The sequence below is a fragment of the Leeuwenhoekiella marinoflava DSM 3653 genome (genome assembly GCF_900129005.1).
Lineage (GTDB): Bacteria > Bacteroidota > Bacteroidia > Flavobacteriales > Flavobacteriaceae > Leeuwenhoekiella > Leeuwenhoekiella marinoflava.
In genome coordinates this window covers 64,818-83,732 of the sequence record NZ_FQUN01000014.1, presented here as the reverse complement: position 1 = coordinate 83,732, position 18,915 = coordinate 64,818, and the positions used below count along the sequence as shown (strand labels likewise).

General features: G+C 36.6%; 15 protein-coding genes and 1 pseudogene. 11 read left to right on the top strand and 5 right to left on the bottom strand.

What is annotated here, in order from left to right:
• Positions 1–45 precede the first annotated feature (45 nt).
• A complete protein-coding gene (locus tag BUB91_RS13515; protein WP_073099825.1) occupies positions 46–282 on the bottom strand; it encodes a hypothetical protein in 237 nt (78 codons plus the stop codon).
• 97 nt (positions 283–379) lie between these two features.
• The gene (locus BUB91_RS13510; RefSeq protein ID WP_073099824.1) at positions 380–1,582 is read right to left on the bottom strand and encodes a site-specific integrase; all 1,203 of its coding nucleotides are present in this window, start codon (positions 1,580–1,582) and stop codon (positions 380–382) included.
• Positions 1,583–2,401: 819 nt separating this feature from the next.
• Here BUB91_RS13510 and BUB91_RS13505 point away from each other — a divergent pair.
• The 6 genes and pseudogenes from BUB91_RS13505 to BUB91_RS13480 all read left to right on the top strand — a co-directional run.
• A pseudogene (locus tag BUB91_RS13505) lies at positions 2,402–2,600 on the top strand (ArsR/SmtB family transcription factor); the annotation flags it as partial.
• A 96-nt stretch (positions 2,601–2,696) separates the two neighbouring features.
• Entirely contained in the window at positions 2,697–3,167 is a 471-nt protein-coding gene (locus tag BUB91_RS13500; protein ID WP_073099823.1) for a DUF6428 family protein, read from the top strand.
• Between the two features lie 15 nt (positions 3,168–3,182).
• On the top strand, positions 3,183–3,812 hold the full coding sequence (locus BUB91_RS13495; protein WP_073099822.1) for an arsenate-mycothiol transferase ArsC: 630 nt from the start codon (positions 3,183–3,185) through the stop codon (positions 3,810–3,812).
• Between the two features lie 321 nt (positions 3,813–4,133).
• Entirely contained in the window at positions 4,134–5,276 is a 1,143-nt protein-coding gene (locus tag BUB91_RS13490; protein ID WP_073099821.1) for an efflux RND transporter periplasmic adaptor subunit, read from the top strand.
• Between the two features lie 63 nt (positions 5,277–5,339).
• A complete protein-coding gene (locus BUB91_RS13485; RefSeq protein ID WP_073099820.1) occupies positions 5,340–8,531 on the top strand; it encodes an efflux RND transporter permease subunit in 3,192 nt (1,063 codons plus the stop codon).
• Between the two features lie 10 nt (positions 8,532–8,541).
• Positions 8,542–10,071, top strand: coding sequence for a TolC family protein (locus BUB91_RS13480; protein WP_083557949.1), 1,530 nt, complete (start codon positions 8,542–8,544; stop codon positions 10,069–10,071).
• Positions 10,072–10,143: 72 nt separating this feature from the next.
• On the opposite strand, the gene BUB91_RS13475 is transcribed toward BUB91_RS13480, so the two are convergent.
• Positions 10,144–10,845 carry an NUDIX hydrolase gene (locus tag BUB91_RS13475; protein ID WP_073099818.1) on the bottom strand — a complete coding sequence of 234 codons (702 nt, stop codon included), beginning with the start codon at positions 10,843–10,845 and terminating at the stop codon, positions 10,144–10,146.
• Positions 10,846–10,984: 139 nt separating this feature from the next.
• Here BUB91_RS13475 and BUB91_RS13470 point away from each other — a divergent pair, with 139 nt between their 5' ends.
• The 5 genes from BUB91_RS13470 (at position 10,985) to BUB91_RS13450 (ending at position 15,443) form a co-directional block, all read left to right on the top strand.
• Positions 10,985–12,475, top strand: coding sequence for a xylulokinase (locus BUB91_RS13470; protein ID WP_073099817.1), 1,491 nt, complete (start codon positions 10,985–10,987; stop codon positions 12,473–12,475).
• Positions 12,476–12,477: 2 nt separating this feature from the next.
• Positions 12,478–13,788, top strand: a complete 1,311-nt coding sequence (xylA, locus tag BUB91_RS13465; protein ID WP_073099816.1) for a xylose isomerase — start codon at positions 12,478–12,480, stop codon at positions 13,786–13,788.
• A 175-nt stretch (positions 13,789–13,963) separates the two neighbouring features.
• Positions 13,964–14,344 carry a PH domain-containing protein gene (locus BUB91_RS13460; protein WP_073099815.1) on the top strand — a complete coding sequence of 127 codons (381 nt, stop codon included), beginning with the start codon at positions 13,964–13,966 and terminating at the stop codon, positions 14,342–14,344.
• A 156-nt stretch (positions 14,345–14,500) separates the two neighbouring features.
• A complete protein-coding gene (locus BUB91_RS13455) occupies positions 14,501–14,719 on the top strand; it encodes a hypothetical protein (protein WP_073099814.1) in 219 nt (72 codons plus the stop codon).
• A 265-nt stretch (positions 14,720–14,984) separates the two neighbouring features.
• Entirely contained in the window at positions 14,985–15,443 is a 459-nt protein-coding gene (locus BUB91_RS13450) for a GNAT family N-acetyltransferase (protein ID WP_073099813.1), read from the top strand.
• Between the two features lie 3 nt (positions 15,444–15,446).
• Here BUB91_RS13450 and BUB91_RS13445 read toward each other — a convergent pair whose 3' ends face one another.
• Positions 15,447–16,337: a transglutaminase family protein gene (locus BUB91_RS13445; RefSeq protein ID WP_073099812.1), complete on the bottom strand. Its 891-nt coding sequence runs from the start codon at positions 16,335–16,337 to the stop codon at positions 15,447–15,449.
• Entirely contained in the window at positions 16,337–18,901 is a 2,565-nt protein-coding gene (locus BUB91_RS13440) for a circularly permuted type 2 ATP-grasp protein (RefSeq protein WP_073099811.1), read from the bottom strand. The genes BUB91_RS13445 and BUB91_RS13440 overlap by 1 nt, the downstream gene beginning before the upstream one ends.
• Positions 18,902–18,915: the final 14 nt, after the last annotated feature.

Below are 18,915 nucleotides of genomic sequence, written 5' to 3'. Positions count from 1 at the left end.
ATTATTAGATGTCCAGTTTTTTCTATAAAAAACTGGACATCTAAATTACTTTAAAACCTCCTCAAGATCCATCGTCTCTACTCTATTTCTCAATTTATAGATCAATTGAAAGGTTGTTTTGCACTGGTATCGTTTACGAAGCTCAGAGAGTTTTTTATCGATGCTACTTTCAGAATAAGGTCTTAACTTATAATGACGTAATACTTTTCTCGTCTGGATGATGGTAGCTCCGTGCGCTAGTGCGCTGATGATGTATACTTCGTATTTTGAAAGTTTATCCATATGCATATATTTAATTTCAAATTCTAAAAAATAGCTTGCTAAGAACTCTAAATTACTTTTATTTTCCGAACTAGAATTTGCTCTGCTTTAGAAAAGATTAGAAATTCACCACACTATCTAATGCATCATCTACATCATCCTGCATGAAATTGGATTGATACATAATCGTAGTAGTCACTGATGAATGCCGGTATAATTTCTGTAACATTTGAATGGGAATTTTACTCCCGGAAATGTTACCAAAGCTATGACGAGCGATATGCATACTCAGGCTTTTAGAAATTCCTAGATGCTCAGCAATCTTTTTTAAATGACGATTGCAGGTGCGGGTAACCGTTTTAATTCGTGTACGGAGTGTTTTAGCATCTTTAGGATCTACAAAACGTAACTCCTGAAATACAAAATCGTCCTCAGCCAAACTCTTATAATATTCTAGTATAGGTTTTGCCTTTTCAGGAATTTTTAAAGAAACTAACTTTTGGTTTTTTCCCATTCTATAACGTAATCTATTGTCAATAAAATCAGACCATTTCAATTGCAATACATCCCCTACTCGTATTCCTGCGAAGTAAAAACTGATTAACCATATATTCAATGCATGCTGTTGGGATGGAGTTAAGCCTTGAGCATTTTCTAAAAGTTTCACTTCTTCGACATTAAGCCCTACTTTATCTGATTCTAGAAATTTAATAGTATAACCCCCTCTACCAAAGGGATAATGATTACGTTCTGCCCACTTCTCTCCTATTGCTATATTATAAATAGTTCTTATTGCAATCATATAGTTTACTGTAGTGCGATGCGCTAAACCAATCTCATTTTTAAGATAGGCTTCAAAACGTTTTAAAAGGTCAACAGTTATTTCATTGAAGTGTAATTTATCGGATTTGGCAAAAGCCTTGAACTTATTCATTCTGCTTTTTACAACATCCCGTTGATGAAACTGACCACGCTCTTCAAGCCGTCGCAATTGAATCTTTACTGCACTAAAAAAATCAAATCGATCTTTTTTTACGATATTAGTTTTAATAGCTGAAACAGATTGATATTCTTTCTCGGACTCTGCAAGAAGCAGTCGCTTATTTGCTTCACTCAACTTTGACAGAATAAGCTGGTTAATGGAAATCGCGTCAGGATGTGACTTCCTAACCAAACCTTTTTGCTGGTTCCATTGCATTTTATCAATATACTGGCCTGTAAAAATGTAGGAAGTTTTTCTGTCTTTTGTAATTCTGATGGCGATTGGGTACAACAATCTAGCATTTGGTTTGTTTCTAAGTACTGTTTGAATAGAGGCCATAATCTGAAAATTAGACCATTAAATTACTAAATTTTAGGTACAACATAGGTACAACAAATTGCCATTTTCCTTGATATCAATTGATATTATGTAAAATAGAATTTTATCTAACTAATTGATTTTGAGTACTTTTTATGTAATTTGGAGTGCGATTTTGAATTTTCATAACCCGGAGGTCGGGGGATCGTGCCCCCCTCTCGCTACTTGATAAAAGGCTTCACAACAATGTGAAGCCTTTTTCAATTGGCTTATTTTAATTAGCAATTCTTAAGTTTCCTTGGATCAACACTAAGAAATTCTACATTTTTCACTCCTCTAAACTGAGCCCTAAAGGCTTTTATTTTTGCATTAAAAGATTTTCCAGGTCTAAAGCTTCCCATCGATACTTGATTCTTAGCCCCTGTAGGGCTTCAATGGCTAATTGCAGCTTATCCTAAGCTATTCGCATAATCCCAATAACTATACATATACTATTGATAAGATAGGAATGCTTATAGGTAAGCCCAAAGTCAGTCCGTGCTCAAACCACATTCACCCACAGATTTTGTGGTAAAGTGTGGTAGGAGTGTGGGTTCACTGTGGTTTCAGTGTGGTATCATTATGCTTTTACTTGGAAAGAGCTAGTTCGCAAAGGGGTGATAAAAAAGCGACATCAATTAAGGATGCCGCTTTTTATTATTGAGATATTTAGATTCTTTTTACATTGATTTAATAGTTTCTAAACACTTATTAATCGTAATATTGCAATAAACAAATAATAATGCGATTAACTAAGTCTGAAATATGGATCAAGCCTAATTTACACCTCAACAAAATACGATAGCAACATTTGCTAAAGTATTTTGGTCATCAAGTACGGGTTGTCATTTTAGAACACCTGTTTAAAATCAACTGTTGTGTTTTTGGAGATCTTGTGAACGAAATAGGTCTTGTACAACCTAGCATTTCTCAACATTTGAAAGAATTGAAACAAGTAGGTCTGATAAAGGGAAATATAGATACCAATGAAAGCAGTTATAAATCAATTTCTCGTTTAAGACTTAACTAAAAATCAAGATTGATGCTAAAAATTTTGCAGTGATTAATCGGAATATAACAATAAAATCTAGTGACTATGAAACTTGCAGAAGTAAAAAATCATCTCAAAAATTTAAAAACAATTTCCTTTCAGTTACCTGATGGCGAACTCGTACCGGGTCATTTTCACGTTACGGAAGTGGGTAACGTATCCAAACACTTTATAGATTGTGGTGGTGTTATTCGGAAAGAAGAAGTGGTTAACTTTCAATTATGGAATGCTAATGACTACGATCACAGATTGCATCCTGAGAAGCTGGTTCAAATTATTGAGCTTTCAGAAGAGAAACTAAATATTGATGAAAACCTAGCTGTTGAAGTTGAATATCAGGGACGCAGTATTGAAACGTTTACCTTAGAATTTGATGGGTCAAAATTCCTTTTAGTTAACAAACAAACGGATTGTTTGGCAAAAGATCAATGTGGCATTCCTGCTGAAAAGCCTAAATTAAAAATGGCTAATTTAAATTCTACTAATACTTGTACTCCGGGTGGAGGCTGTTGTTAATCCTTAAATTTTAAAATGAATACTTCAACAAAACTTTTCTCAGAACTGGTAAAAACCATTAATCAGTTAGATCTAAAAACAGTCTCTGATGAACGCAAAGCAGTTCTACAACCTTTAGCTGATTTTATTCAAGCTAAAGTGAATGCTAAGGAGGAAATTCGCATCAATTTTATTTGCACGCATAACTCCAGACGTAGTCATCTGTCTCAAGTTTGGGCGCAGACTATCGCAACTTATTTAACTTTTAAAAATGTGACGTGCTACTCTGGAGGAACTGAAGCCACTGCCCTATTCCCTATGATTGTACAGACACTTAAAAAAGCTGGTTTTCAGATCAACCAACTTTCTACAAACGAGAACCCCGTGTACAGTATAAAGTATGCTGAAAACGAGCACCCTATAATTGGATTTTCAAAAAAGCTAGATGATGCTTTCAATCCTGCATCAGACTTTGCTGCTGTGTTGACGTGTGACTCGGCTAATGAAGCGTGCCCATTTGTTCCCGGCGCCGCAAAACGTATTCCTATTACTTTTGAAGACCCAAAAGTATTTGACAACACGCCACAACAAACTGAAAAATATCAAGAACGCAGTCTTCAAATCGCAACCGAAATGCTATTTGTATTTTCTCAGATCACTAGTTAAAAAAAATCTCATTCTCAGAATAGTTCAAGCCGCCTTAGTGCGGTTTTTTTGTTTCAAAAATTACATCTAAAACTATTCAAAATGTGTCATAACCCAGCAACGACAACGTTTTCGAGATGTTGTGTGATTTTTAAATCACTTTATTTTCCGCAGAATTTCTCCACAAAAGTGTGGAGAAATTCTACACTTTTTTGTGGCATTACATAAACTCATTTTACAAAAACAACGCTAATCCCTTGTAAAGCAAGCATCACACGATGAGTATCCTATTTAGGTTTAGTTATTGGTTAATTATAAATGGAAACCTAAATAAAAAATGAAATGAAAAATATGTATACTACTCCGCGTAGCTTTAGTTTTTTTGCTCTATTACTCGGTCTTATAGTTTTAAATTCGTGTAGAGAAGAAGAAGTAGAAAATGAAGGATTACCTTTACCAGTTATTTCTTTAAAAGAAACCAGTGCTGCTAAGAATTTTGAATATGTTGGTTCTATAGAAGGCGTTGAATCTGTTGAGATTCGTCCTCAGGTTGATGGTATTTTAGAAGAAATATATGTTGATGAAGGTGAGTTTGTAACAAAAGGACAGCCATTATTTAAAGTGAATAGTCAACCGTATATGGAAGATTATAAAAATGCTGTGGCTAATGTAAATCTTGAAAAAGCAAAATTAGAAAAGGCTCAAAGTGATGTGGAGCGCTTACAACCGCTTATAGACAATGAGGTTATTTCTGAAGTGCGTATGAAATCTGTAAAAGCAGATTATCAGGTCGCATTATCTTCATTACAACAAGCGCAATCACAAGCAGCAAACATGCGTATCAATCTTGACTTTACAACCATTAAAGCACCTGTAAATGGCTTTATGGGACGTATTCCTAAGTCTATAGGTAACGTGGTGAAACAAACAGATTCTGAACCGCTTACTAATTTATCTAATGTAAATGATATTTATGTTTACTTTTCTATGAGTGAATCAGACTATTTATACTTTGAACGCGCTAAAAATGATACCTTATCAAACCGAGTTAACGATGAAGTGAAATTGGTTTTGGCTGATGGTTCTATCTACGAGAACAGCGGTCAGATCGATGCCAATTCTGGTCAGATAGACCGTACCACAGGTTCTATTATGCTTCGTGCAAAATTCAATAATCCTGATACCTTATTACGTTCTGGTAATACCGGTAAAATCTTAATGGAAGAAATTTATCCTAGTGCGATTTTGGTTCCTCAAAGCGCAACAACTTTTATTCAGGATAAGAAGTTCGTTTTTATTTTAGATGAAAACAACCTCGCTCAACGTCGTGAGATTATTACTAAAGGACGTTCAGGAGATAACTACATTGTAGATTCTAAAAGCTTATCTCCAGACGATCGCATAGTGCTTTCCGGAATTGATAAGTTGGCAAGCGGAATCAAGGTAAAACCCATACAACGGGGTCAGTTAACCAGTAGTCTGTAAGCTATCCTCAACATTTCTCAATTAGAATATTTCGTATTTAATCAATACCGAAACAACTAACCTATGTTCAAAAAAATCATAAAGAAACCAGTTTTTACGCTGGTTATCACAATAGTTTTGGTGCTTGCAGGTGCTGCCAGTATCACTTCGTTACCCGTAGAGCGTTTCCCTGAGATTGCGCCTCCAAGTGTGAGTGTTGCTGTTTATTATCCCGGTGGTAACGCAGAAACCGTTGCAAAATCGGTTTTACTGCCTATTGAAGAAGCCCTTAACGGTACCGAGAATATGACCTACGCAAACTCTACTGCAACTAACTCCGGTAGAGGGCGTGTTACCATCTACTTTAAGCCAGGAACCAATCCTGATCAGGCAGCGGTAGATATTCAAAATAGAATCTCTGTCATTACTGAAAAAATTCCTCCGGAAGTTACAGAAGCCGGTATTTCGGTAACCAAACGTATGAAAGGTAGTATCATGACGATCAATATCTTCAGTAAAGATTCTACCTACGACGAGACCTTCTTGAATGCTTATACACGTATCAATATACGTCGGGAACTGAAACGGGTTGAAGGTTTAGCCGAAGCTTCAATTCTACGTCAGCGAGATTACGCGATGCGTATCTGGTTGAATCCACAAAAAATGGCTTCGTACAACCTCACTCCGCGTGAAGTTTTTAATCAGATAAAAGATCAAAACTTTGAGGCCGCACCAGGTAAATTTGGTGAAAACTCAGACGAGCTTTTTGAGATCGTGATGAAATACGACGGGCGTTTTAATGAAATTGAAGAATATGAAAATCTTGTTATTAAAACTAACGACGACGGTGCGCAACTGCATTTAAAAGATATTGCTCGCATAGAATTTGGAGCTTCTAACTATACCAGTGAAAATCGCCTCGACGGAAAAGCTTCGGTTACCATAGATATTGTGCAAATGAATGGTGCTAACGCAAAAACCATTGATGAGCGCATTCGTGAAATACTCGAAGAACAGAAAAAATTATTCCCTGAAGGTATAGATTATGAGATAACATACAGTGTTCGTGACCAGATTGATGAGTCGATGAGTCAGGTAATGCACACCTTAGTAGAAGCATTTATTTTGGTGTTCATCGTGGTTTTTATTTTCCTTCAGGATTTTAGAGCAACCATTATTACTGCGATTTCGATTCCGGTTTCACTATTAGGTACATTCTTTTTCCTCAATATTATTGGCGCTTCAATGAACGTGTTGAGTATGCTATCGCTTGTTCTGGCGATAGGTATTGTAGTGGATGATGCCATTGTCGTAATGGAAGCCATACATGAGAAAATGACCCATCATGGTCTTTCGGCCAAACGAGCGGTTTCTGCTGCGATGGATGAAATCACGGGTGCAATTATATCAATTACGGTTGTGATTGCAGCGGTATTCCTTCCTGTGGCATTTTTAAGTGGACCTGTAGGTGTATTCTATCAAGAGTTTGCTTATACAATTATTTTTGCCGTTTTAATTTCAGCAATAAACGCATTAACCCTTACTCCTGTTCTTACTAAAATTTTCTTCGGAAAGAAAAAACGTGACAACAAAAAACGCGGAATGGCGAAGACAGTTTCTGAAATAAGACAAGTACGTAAAGCCAAAATTATGCGCCGTAAGGGTCTTCGTAAGTTCGACTCTGGTTTTGACAAATTCACCGGAAAATACCTAAAAATCGTACGTTGGTTCTTATTGCATAAATGGGTTGGTGTAGGTGCACTTGCTGCGATAATTGCTGCGACAGTGTTTCTTTCTAAAATCACTCCGAGTGCTTTTATTCCTACAGAAGATGATAACTTTTTGATTTTCTCCATGAAAATGCCAGAAGGTTCTTCATTACATCGTACCAATGCTGCATTGCGTAAAGCAGATTCTATTCTACAACTGGATGAGGCTGTAAAAGGAGTTAACACCGTTTCTGGTTTTAATGTGGTTGATAATGCTAACAGTCCATCTTCTGGATTGGGGTATGTTCAATTAAAGCCAGCTGCAGAGCGTGGTGACATCGAAGAAATTTCAGAAGTTATAGACAATCTTTTAGGCAAACTAGATCAGATAGATGAAACCGATTTTAATATGTACCCACGACCAACAATACAAGGTTTTGGTAATTTTGATGGGGTTCAGTTTATGCTTCAAGACCGTTCTGACGGTGACTTGGGAGAATTTGGTCAGATTGTAAATGAGTTTATCAATACACTGAACAATGAAAAAGAGGTGGGTAATGCGTTTACCGCCTTTAACCCTAATTTCCCTCAGTATCGTTTAGATATTGACTACGAAAAAGCAAAAGCTTTAGGGGTTAGCGTAAAAGATATGATGTTTACGATTCAGTCATATTTTGGTCGTGTACAACCGGGAGATTTCAACAGGTTTAGCAGACAGTATGGTGTGTATATGCAATCTGATATTCAGTTTAGAGAATCTCCGGAATCGTTCAATAGCATTTTTGTAAAAAATGATCGCGACGAGATGGTACCCGTAAATACGCTTGTAAAATTAGAGCAAGCATATGGACCAGAGGTTGTAAACAGATACAACTTATACAACGCTGCAAAAATTAACGTTACACCGGCAAAAGGGTATAGTACCGGTGATGTTATGAAAAAGATTGAAGAACTAACCAGTGAGAAGCTTCCTGCAACATTGAGCTATGAGTGGACAAGTATGAGTCTTGAAGAGAAGAATTCCGGGGGAGACACAGCGATTGTTTTTATCATCATTATTCTACTGGTTTACTTCATCCTTGCTTCACAATATGAGAGTTTCTTACTTCCGCTTGCGGTAATGTTTTCACTACCTGTGGGAATATTTGGTGTATTTGCTGCGATTAATTTAGCCGGGCTAGATAATAATATTTATGTACAAATAGGTATCATAATGTTGATAGGTCTGCTCGCAAAAAATGCAATTCTTATTGTGGAGTTCGTCGCACAAAAACGACGCTCCGGATTATCAGCTTTTGATGCTGTACTTAAAGCAAGTGAGTTACGTATCAGACCTATTATAATGACTTCTCTTGCATTTACCGTGGGTCTTGTGCCGCTAATGTTTGCTGAAGGTTCATCTGCACAAGGTAATCACTCTGTAAGTATAGGTACTGCCGGAGGAATGGTGGGTGGTATTGTACTTGGAATCTTTGTGATTCCGGTGATGGCTTATATCTTTCAGATGCTTCACGATAAATACAACCTAGAGCGCTTTGGCGATAAAGAAATTGAAGAAGAAAACTAACCTACCTACTATGAAATCTAATATTAATATATATACAAAAAAGAGAAAACCGAACATTAAAAACCTGATGAGTAAAGCTGCCTTCATTTTATTAAGCATACTGGTTTTAGCGAGCTGTAAAGTCGGTGAAAAATATGAGCGTCCTAATTTTGAAGAAGTTTCCGAAGAGTTTTATGTAAAAGATTCTATTTTAAATGATTCACTAGCTGAAGCTTCAGTGACTCGAGATAGTTTATTAATGTCTAGCATTCCGTGGAGAGATTTTATTGAAGACACCACGCTTGTAGCACTCGTTGACACGGCTTTAGTAAACAATATAGATTTACAAAAAGCGATGCGTAATATGGATATAGGTCTGGAATATTTAGCGCAATCTAAAGCTAACTTTCTACCTTCTGTAAATGCTACTCCGGCAGGCTTTGGAAGAGAATATTATTCTGAAAATTATAATAACTACGGTTCTAACCGCTCTAGAAGAAATCACGGAGAGAATGCACCAACAAGTTTATATACAGAACGTTTAGAATATACTTCTGCCCTTCAGGCGAATTGGGAAGTAGATATTTGGGGAAAATTAAGATGGCAAAAAGAAGCTGCACGAGCTGATTTTATGAAAAGTCAGGAGTTTAAAAAATTGATTCAAACTGAGCTTATTGCTGAAGTAGCTTCAACGTATTACAATCTGATAATGTTGAAGTCTCAAGTTGAAGTTGCTCAGAAAAACTATGCGTTGAACGACAGTACATTTAATATTGTAAAACTACAGTATGATGCAGGTGAAACGACATCTTTGGCGCTTCAGCAGACCAAATCGCAACAGCTAAAAGCAAAATCTTTGATTCCTCAATTAGAACGTCAATACACCGTTCAGGAAAATAAACTCAATCGCTTGTTAGGCAGATCACCCAGACCTATTGAATTGAATGTAGATTTTGATGAAATTGAATTTCAGAAAAGATATAAAACGGGTATCCCGTTAGAACTTATAAAAAACAGACCTGATGTTGCGATGGCCGAATATGAGCTTATCGCAAGAAATGCCAAAACCGGAGTTGCCGAAGCATTAAAATATCCGTCTCTGTCTATTGGTGCCGGCTTGGGTTTAAATTCAATGGAATTGAGCAATTTTCTAGATCCTGTGAGTTCTGCATTTGCATTACTTAATGGTTCTATTTTTCAGCCTATTTTCAATAACAGAAAGCTCAAAACCAATTATCGCGTTGCTTTGACTGAGCGTGAAATTGCACAACTGGAGTTTAAAGATAATTTGATAGCTGCGGTTGAAGATGTTTCTAATTCATTAACCCGAATTAATAAATTAAAGGAAGAATATAAGATCGCTCAAGAGCGCATCGACGTTACTCAAAAAGGACTAAAAGATGCAGCGTTACTGTTTAGAGGTGGTTTTGCAAATTACCTTGAAGTTATTACTGCACAGAGTGATGCTTTAGAAAGTGAACTCAATGAGATTAATACTAAAAAGCAAATTCTCATTGCTAACATAGAATTGTACCGAAGTCTTGGTGGCGGTTGGGAATAACAAATTTTTAAAATAAAAAAGCCCTTACAGCGCTATTCTGTAAAGGCTTTTTTTTATGCTTAGGTTTGAATTTTAAAATTCAAAATTAAATCCTTTCTCTTGAAGTTGTTGATAGGTTTCCGGATTGAATTGATACAGTTTTGCAGCTCTGTGTGAAACATCTTTTTGCTTTTCGTTCAACGGAGTTAATAAATTCATTTTTAAAATCTTTCGTCGAAAGTTGGGTTTATCCATCTCTTTACCCAGAATTTCTTCATAGAGATGCATCAGTTGCAACAAGGTAAATTTTTGTGGGAGTAAGTTAAAACCTATGGGTTCTTGTTTGATTCTTCTTCGCAAGCGTCTAAGACCAATTTCTAGAATCTGAGCATGATCATAGATTAAATCTTTTACCTCTGAAACTTTAAACCAAGCCACTTCAGATGCGGTAGCTCCTGCTTTAAGGTCATAATCTTCTTCTTTAATGAGCGCATAATAACCCACTGTTATTACCCGCGACAGCGGAAAACGATCTGGATCACTAAAGGCGCGCAATTGCTCTAAGTAAATATCTTTGATTCCGGTTAATTCTAGCAAAAGCCTGTTTGCAGCATCATCTGTACTCTCAGTATTATAAATCCATCCGCCGGGAAGTCCCCATTTATCTTTACTTATACCCTCACCGTGTCGCACCAGCAAGACTTCAAGATTACCTGCTCTAAAACCAAAAATTACACAATCTATGGTAATGCTCTCTAAAATAGCAGCCTTTTCGGCTGGTGAAGGAATATTCATGAATCTATAATTAAATCTAGGGTTGGATTTTTTGAATGCTCTAAATTATAAAAATTATACGGAATAGATTTTTATACGTATACTTGTAGTCAAATAAACTATAAGAAAATTATTTAACGTAATTAATTCAGAAACACCTATGTATTTTTTAGGAATCGATCTAGGAAGCTCTTCTATTAAGTTGGCCGTTCTTGATGGTAACAGTGGTAAAGCAATTGCAAATACAACGGTACCTGATCATGAAATGCAAATGCACGCCCCAAAATCCGGCTGGGCAGAGCAAGACCCCCAACTCTGGTGGGAATACATCTGCGATGGAATAAAGAAATTAAAAGCAGGAGGTGTTGCTGTAGATCGTATTCAGGCGTTAGGGATTTCTTATCAAATGCACGGTTTGGTTCTAACCGATGAAAATTTAAACGTTTTACGACCTTCTATAATTTGGTGTGACAGCCGGGCTGCGCCTATAGGCTCAGAAATATATACTGAAAAAGGAACCGCATTTTTTCAGGACAGGGTATTGCAAAGTCCGGGAAATTTTACAGCTTCAAAACTAAAATGGGTTCAGAACAACGAGCCTGAGTTATTTAAGAGTGTAGCTTATATGATGCTTCCGGGAGATTATATAGCGGCTAAATTTTCGGGCGTAGCCCAGATTAGTAAATCGGGTTTATCTGAAGCTGCTCTGTGGAATTTCAAAAAGCAAAGTCTCGCTACAGAAGTCTTAGAAGCGATGGAATTACCTAAAGATGTGATTCCCGAGATCGTTGATAATTTTGGGATTCAGGCTCAAATAGATTCAACACTAGCTGAAGAACTTGGCTTGTCTAAAGATGTTAAAATAACCTATCGTGCTGGAGATCAGCCTAACAATGCGCTATCGCTTAACGTCACACAACCTGGAGAAATCGCTACTACAGCAGGAACTTCTGCAGTAATTTATTCGGTAACAGATCAAGATGCATTTGATGCTGAAAATCGTGTGAACACCTTTTTACACGTGAATAATAAAGTAATGCAAAAGCGCAATGGAGTTTTGCTTTGTATCAATGGTTCTGGTATTTTGTACCAATGGCTGCGCAAAATTCTTTCAACAGAACAAGAGCAGTTGATTTCTTATGAGTACCTCAATAAATTGGCTTCACAGGTTGATGCCGGTAGCGACGGATTGCTTTTTTACCCATTTGGTAACGGAGTAGAGCGTATTTTCAATAATAAAAAATCGAGCAGCGGCATTGATAATCTCAATTTTAACCGCCACGAGACTGCTCACCTTGTCAGAGCAGCTTGTGAGGGAATTGTGTTTGCAATGAATTATGGTTTTGAAGTAATGCAAACCATTGGAGCCGGTGGTTCATTGGTAAAAGCTACACATGCCAACTTATTCTTGAGTCCGGTGTTTAGAGACATTTTTGTCAACACCACACAAACTTCATTAGAACTTTATAACACGAATGGTGCAGAAGGTGCAGCGCGCGGTGCAGCATTTGGGTTTGGTTATTATTCAAGTTTAAATGAAGCCAATCAATCTCTGCAGTTGATCAGCACTCAAGAACCTAATGCACAACTTACAGAATCGTATAAAGCCTATTATCAAAACTGGAAAAACAATATTCAAATACTAGAATAATTATGAGTACTTATTTTAAAAACATCGGTAAAATTCCTTTTGAAGGAAAAGGCAGTGATAACCCTCTTGCTTTTAAATATTATGATGAAAACAAGGTAGTTGCCGGCAAAACTTTGAAAGAACATATGCGTTTTGCCATGGCGTACTGGCATACCTTAAACAATAAAGGTGGAGATCCCTTTGGCGCACCTACAGAAACTTTTGAGTGGGATAAAAATCCTGATCCGGTAGCCCGGGCAAAAGATAAAATGGACGCCGCTTTTGAGTTTATGACCAAAATGGGTTTGCCATATTACTGTTTTCACGATGTTGATGTGGTTGACGAAGCTCCTAGTTTGGCTGAGTTTGAAAAAAGAATTCATCAGCTGGTAGATTATGCAAAAGTGAAGCAAGAAGAAAGCGGTATAAAATTACTTTGGGGTACCGCAAATCTTTTTAGCAATCCACGGTATATGAATGGTGCAGCGACTAATCCTAATTTTGATGTTTTAGCTTATGCCGGTTCTCAAATAAAAATTGCAATAGACGCTACATTAGAATTAGGCGGTGAGAATTATGTGTTTTGGGGTGGCCGCGAAGGCTATATGAGTTTGTTAAACACCGATATGAAACGCGAGCAAGATCATTTGGCTCGTTTTCTAACAATGTGTAAAGATTATGCGCGTAAAAATGGTTTTAAAGGAACTTTTTTAATTGAACCTAAACCGATGGAACCTACTAAACATCAATATGATTTTGATGCAGCAACCAGCTTAGGCTTCATCAATAAGTACGGTTTACAAGATGATTTTAAACTAAATATTGAAGTGAATCACGCAACACTTGCCAGTCATACATTTGAGCATGAATTGCAAGTTGCTGCAGATTCAGGGATGCTGGGAAGTATAGATGCAAACCGAGGTGATTACCAAAATGGCTGGGATACAGACCAGTTTCCTATAGATGTTTTTGAAGTTACACAAGCGATGCTTGTTATTTTAGAAAGTGGTGGTATTCAAGGTGGTGGTATTAACTTTGATGCCAAAGTACGCAGAAACTCTATTGACCTTGAAGATAAATTTATTGCTCATATTGCAGGTATGGATACGTTTGCAAGAGGACTAATCGCTGCAGACCATATTCTTACTAAGACAAAGTATAAAGCACTTCGTAAAAATAGATATGCATCATTTGATTCTGGTGCCGGCTCTCAATTTGAAAAGGGGGAATTAAGCTTAGAACAACTCAGCGATTTGGGGAGAAAAACTGGTGAACCTACGCCTAAAAGCGGTCAACAAGAATTGTACGAGCAAATAGTAGCAAATGCATTTTAATGTAAAATAAATTGAACAGAAAAGGCATCCCGAGTGGATGCTTTTTTTATGACCTAAACTTTTAAGACAAAAACAAAACGCAAGCTAAAATACTGTTAAACACTAAATAAGACGTAACTCTTTCTGGTTTTCTTTCGTAACTCTTAGGTATAACTAACAAATTAAAAATAAGAAAATGAGCATATTAAATAAAATATTAGGAAACGCAAGCGAAGTATCTATTGAAGATTTAACTGCTAAATATAAACGCCTTTTAACTGAAAGCGAACATATAGAATTGGGGTTCAAACTTTTTAGAGATGTTTTCATTTTTACTTCAAAACGATTAATTCTTATAGATAAACAAGGAGTCACCGGAAGCAAAACAGAATATAAATCACTTCCTTATAAAAGTATCTCCAGATTCTCTTTAGAAAGTGCAGGTACGTTTGACCTAGATTCTGAGCTTAAAATCTGGATTTCTAGTGAAAATACACCTAGCGTTAGTAAAAAATTTACAAAGGAAATTGACATATATGCTGTACAACGTTATTTAGCAGATAAAGTTCTTCAATAAAGCACTTGTATTTATACAATACTTAAACGGTTTAGTCCAAAAATTAACACTAAAACCTTGTAAATCAACTTATTTAAAACATTTCTTTAACATTATATCTGAATTCTAATTGTACTTTTAATATTCTCAAGTGTTTAATTCGCCAAAACAAAGAATATGAAAGCCGCTCTAAAAATCTCAGATCACAATTTTAAAGGTACTCAAGAAGTTGTTTTAATGTGCCTCAATAGGATTATGGAAGTGCGCGTCCTTGAAATCAATCTTAAAAAAAATATTATCGCTGTAGATTATACGAAGCCTAGTGTTTATGAGCGAATTAAAAATGAATTGAAATGCTTAGGATTATTAGTTGGTGAATATATTCCCTTAAAATAAGAATTTTTTGAAAAAGCTTAAAAACCTGCTCTCGCAGGTTTTTTTATGTTCAATATTAATCTCAATTGAGCTATCGGATGTTTATATACCATCAACTATTGATAATATATTACATATATCTAAAATTATACTGCTTCAATTTATATATACAACAGTTTTATAAGCATATATTGATAACTCTTAAAAAAATACTTTATGTAAATCTTTTAAAAAGTGTTCTAGAAATGTATCTTTCGAGTTCAACTAATCAAACATCATTTTAGACATGCTTAATCTTGTACGTACCGATTCTAAGAATGCCGATTTCTTAAAAATGATAAAAGAATTAGATCAAACCCTTAAAGTAACTGATGGTGAAGATCATGCATTCTATAATCAATTCAATTCACTAGATCGAATTAAAAATGTAGTCGTTGCTTACGATAGCGGAATACCTGTGGGTTGTGGCTCTTTTAGAGAATACGGTCCTAAGAGCGTAGAAATAAAGAGAATGTACACTAAACCTTTATATAGAAAACGCGGTTACGCAAGTGCTATTCTTGAAGCTTTAGAAAACTGGGCTAGTGAAATAGGCTATAATAAATGTATTCTTGAAACGGGAATATTTCAGCCTCCGGCTATCGCATTATATAAGAAACGTGATTATGATATCATTCCTAATTATGGGCAATACAGCGGTATAGGTGGTAGTATGTGCTTCTTAAAATATTTAGGAGCTGTCTAATTTTTAAATCACTCGTGAGATATCAACCTCAACCGCGAGTTTACTTTTTCCGCTACCGTAAACCACACCTTTTAAAGGTGGAACATCGTAATAATCTCTTCCCCAACCTACAACCAAATGTTGATCTCCGGGGATTTGATTATTTGTTGGATCAAAATCAACCCAGCCAAAACCCGGTATAAAAATAGAAAACCAAGCGTGAGAGGCATCTGCTCCCACAAGTTTTTCTTGTCCCGGAGGTGGTAAGGTTTCTATGTAACCACTTATATATCGTGCAGGCAAACTTATAGATCTTATGCAAGCAATAGCGATCTGAGCAAAATCCTGACAAACGCCTTTTCGCTCTTCCATCACCTCATCTATGGGGGTTGAAACACTTGTAAATCCTGAAACAAAATCAAAATCGGTATAAATACGTTGCATCAACTCTTCTGCTGCTTCAAAGACAGAGCGATTGGGTTTAAAACTTTGTCGGGCATAAGTTTCGACAGCTGCACTAGTCTTTTTAATGAAAATAGATTCGAGAACAAATTGTTTAGCCTCAAGAATTTCTGCTTCAGTTTTTAAAAGAGAATTTTTTGCTTGCTCCAGCGTAATCTTCACACATTTATCAGATCTGAAATCCGTTTTATATTGTTCATATTCGCGGCGTAGCTTACTCTTTGTAGTAACCTTCAATTGGCGGTGTTCCTTTTGAATAGAAAAACGAGTAATATAATTTCCGAAGAAATCTACACGCTCTGAAATTTCATCAGCTTCTGGTGAGACGACCATTTTATACTCAAGCAACTCCTGCCCTAGTGATCTTCTGGGTTTAAGTACAGCGATATTATGGCAGTAACTTACCGGCGCATCGTAATCGTATTTAGTAGTGTGCGTTACAGAATAGAGCATTATAAGGGAAAGTTTTGATCTACTAACTGACTTTGCTTGTAGGTATGATTGAAATACGTATTAGATATTGATTGTGAGGTTTCAAAAAGTAAATCACTTAATTGCTCTAGTAATATATCTAGATCTTCCCGAATGAGACTGTTCTCTCCTGCTACTGCAGCCAACTTATCTGAATTTGCCAGCCTTAAACTTGAAAATGCTTCAAATACGTTTTTCTCGTATTGCATCAGCGTATCTGATTTTTTAGAATGTGGTAATCTGGCGATATCTTTTTGCAAACGCCCCAATAAAAAGGTTAGCGATCTTGGGTATTTCAAGTCCATTAAGAGTAGACTGATAACCGGTTCAACGCGTATGAATGAACGGTAACTGTATCTGTAAATATTGAGACTTTCGTGACTACTCAACAAAGATTCTAGAATCTCATACTCGGTTTGACCAGATTGTTTTACAACCAGTAACGAACGACATTTTGTAATAGTGAGCATACTTTGCTCCAACTGAAGACCAATAAAGTAGAGTAATAACCCCTGATCTACCATAATGCTTTCTTCAATAAGCCCCATAAACGCAATCAATCTCGTAATCAATTGATTGAGGGTTTTGATCATCTTATTTACCGTAACATCTTTTTCGTTCTCCAGGCTGCGCCATAATTTTTGAATATTTTCAAAAACACGCCACATATCACTACTCCATAAATTTCTAATGGAATAATATGAATTGCTAAACATCATCATCGTATTAGCAAGACTTCCTTGTTTATTTTTATCCAGAACAACTGCGATAATTTCTTTTAATGGATTATCTATCGCAAAATTACCGGCTTTATCCTTTTCCATAAAACCGGGATAAGTACCGGTCATTTGGGTTACCGCCTTATACAGGATATTCATTTTTACAGAACATGCCTGCTGATTGGCTGCTGTATCTGGGGCATTCATTTGCTTGAGTACCATTCTTAAAAACCGTGCATTCACCAATGTACGCCCCACGTACCTTCCGGCCCAATACAAATTCTCTGCAGTTAAACTCGGAAGGTCGTCAAGACCACTCACCGAAACTGCAGACCTTCGGTTCCAGCTATAATTTTGCCGCTCTTCATTTTTAGAATCGCCGATGATCCAAAAGTCTTTACTCGTACCTCCACGCTGATTAGAAACTCTTAGTTTTCCACGCTCTGGTGCTACTCGAACCAAGCCACCCGGCATTACATTATAACCGTTCTTACCAGCCATTGTAAATGTTCGGGCAACCATATTGCGTGGTTCAAAAGTGCCTTTGCTGTAGTTAGGAGTTGTAGAAAAACTAATGCGCTCCTGAGCCACAAAATGATATGGCTTTTTTATTATTTCTTTTTTAAGGTCTTCCCTTTGTTTCTCAGACATCAGAGTCCCAAAATGAATATGTTCTCTATTCGTACGATCTATTGGTTTTATTACCAGATTAGAAAGATTCTCGAGTACATATTTCTTTTCTTTTTCTTGACCACACCACCAAGATGCTATCTGCGGAAGCTGTAATTCTTCATTTAAAAAGAATTTACAAATAGCTGGCATAAAAGGAATCAACCCGGGGTTTTCTAAAACTCCGCTTCCAATGGGGTTTACCACTGCTACGTTTTGTCTTCTTACTACATCGAGTAAACCCGCAACACCCAAATGCGAATCTTCACGTAATTCTAAGGGATCAGTAAATATATCATCTACCCTGCGCAATACTACGTGCACGCGCTTTAGCCCTTTAAGCGATTTCATAAATAAGAAACCATCTCTCACCACAAGATCATTACCTTGTACTAAAGGATATCCTAAAAACGAAGCTAAATAGGCATGTTCAAAATAGGTCTCGTTATGAGAACCCGGTGTAAGTATTACAATATTGGGATTTTCTATTTTTTCTGGTGATACTTCTAAAAGCAACTCATTGAATTCTTTAAAAAATTCTGAAAGTCGCTTGATATTCATATCTGCAAAAACATCTGAAAGAACACGATTTGCAGTAGCTCTGTTTTCTAAGGCGTAACCCATTCCCGAGGGTGCCTGAGAGCGGTCATTTACCACCCACATTCTACCATCACTACCGCGAGCAAGATCTGCTGCATAAAGCAGTAAATGCTTATCTATTTTATAGTTGATTTTATCACATTGTCTCAAGAAACCTCTATGACCATAAATAACCTCGTGCGGCACAATACCTTCTTTTATAAGTTTTCGCTCCCCATAAATATCTTTAAGAACAAGATCTAAAAGATGTGCACGTTGTTTCAGCCCTTTTTCTATCTGGCTCCATTCATCAGACTGCAAAATAAAAGGCACGACATTGAGGTTCCAAGGTCTGTTAAGACCGTTGGGATCGTTATAAACATTATACGTTACCCCGTTTTCCTCCAGCAGCCAGTTGATGTCATTTTGCCGCTGCGTTAAACCATCAATACCTATACGCTTAAAGTTCTCTAAAAGTTCCTGCCAATCTTCTTTAACGCTGAGATTGGGGGTAAACATCTCATCGTAGGTATAGTCTGTAAAATACTTGGTAAACCAAGCATTAGTAGCCACCGTCATATTCAGGGTTGTAA

Excerpts from the sequence above, each read along its gene's own strand:
- BUB91_RS13515 (WP_073099825.1), bottom strand. The coding sequence starts at position 282 with ATGGATAAACTTTCAAAATACGAAGTATACATCATCAGCGCACTAGCG.
- BUB91_RS13510 (WP_073099824.1), bottom strand. The coding sequence starts at position 1,582 with ATGGCCTCTATTCAAACAGTACTTAGAAACAAACCAAATGCTAGATTG.
- BUB91_RS13500 (WP_073099823.1), top strand. The coding sequence starts at position 2,697 with ATGAAACTTGCAGAAGTAAAAAATCATCTCAAAAATTTAAAAACAATT.
- BUB91_RS13495 (WP_073099822.1), top strand. The coding sequence starts at position 3,183 with ATGAATACTTCAACAAAACTTTTCTCAGAACTGGTAAAAACCATTAAT.
- BUB91_RS13490 (WP_073099821.1), top strand. The coding sequence starts at position 4,134 with ATGAAAAATATGTATACTACTCCGCGTAGCTTTAGTTTTTTTGCTCTA.
- BUB91_RS13485 (WP_073099820.1), top strand. The coding sequence starts at position 5,340 with ATGTTCAAAAAAATCATAAAGAAACCAGTTTTTACGCTGGTTATCACA.
- BUB91_RS13480 (WP_083557949.1), top strand. The coding sequence starts at position 8,542 with ATGAAATCTAATATTAATATATATACAAAAAAGAGAAAACCGAACATT.
- BUB91_RS13475 (WP_073099818.1), bottom strand. The coding sequence starts at position 10,845 with ATGAATATTCCTTCACCAGCCGAAAAGGCTGCTATTTTAGAGAGCATT.
- BUB91_RS13470 (WP_073099817.1), top strand. The coding sequence starts at position 10,985 with ATGTATTTTTTAGGAATCGATCTAGGAAGCTCTTCTATTAAGTTGGCC.
- xylA (WP_073099816.1), top strand. The coding sequence starts at position 12,478 with ATGAGTACTTATTTTAAAAACATCGGTAAAATTCCTTTTGAAGGAAAA.
- BUB91_RS13460 (WP_073099815.1), top strand. The coding sequence starts at position 13,964 with ATGAGCATATTAAATAAAATATTAGGAAACGCAAGCGAAGTATCTATT.
- BUB91_RS13455 (WP_073099814.1), top strand. The coding sequence starts at position 14,501 with ATGAAAGCCGCTCTAAAAATCTCAGATCACAATTTTAAAGGTACTCAA.
- BUB91_RS13450 (WP_073099813.1), top strand. The coding sequence starts at position 14,985 with ATGCTTAATCTTGTACGTACCGATTCTAAGAATGCCGATTTCTTAAAA.
- BUB91_RS13445 (WP_073099812.1), bottom strand. The coding sequence starts at position 16,337 with ATGCTCTATTCTGTAACGCACACTACTAAATACGATTACGATGCGCCG.
- BUB91_RS13440 (WP_073099811.1), bottom strand. The coding sequence starts at position 18,901 with ATGACGGTGGCTACTAATGCTTGGTTTACCAAGTATTTTACAGACTAT.